This is a genomic window from Candidatus Kosakonia sp. 282A-S69, from assembly GCF_029433855.1.
Lineage (GTDB): Bacteria > Pseudomonadota > Gammaproteobacteria > Enterobacterales > Enterobacteriaceae > Kosakonia > Kosakonia cowanii_A.
Map to the genome: position 1 here is coordinate 6,258 of NZ_JAROAU010000005.1, position 245 is coordinate 6,502.

Genomic DNA, 245 nt, shown 5'->3' on the forward strand with positions numbered 1-245 from the left:
ATGCGCATCCCCTTCGCCCAGATCGATGCCTTTGCGGAACGCGCGTTCGGCGGCAATCCGGCGGCGGTGATGCCGCTCGCCGCGTGGCTCGCCGATGACGTGCTTCAGCAGATAGCGAGCGAGAATAACCTCAGCGAGACGGCCGTCATCGTCTCGCATAATGGCGAGGACGCCGATTTCGATCTGCGCTGGTTCACCCCCGCCGCCGAGGTGGCGCTGTGCGGCCATGCGACGCTGGCGAGCGG

Annotated in this window: 1 protein-coding gene; it reads left to right on the plus strand. The window is 66.9% G+C overall.

What is annotated here, in order from left to right; genetic code table 11:
• A partial coding sequence (locus tag PU683_RS20820; protein ID WP_277174513.1) for a PhzF family phenazine biosynthesis protein occupies positions 1 to 245 on the plus strand: 245 nt, incomplete at its 3' end.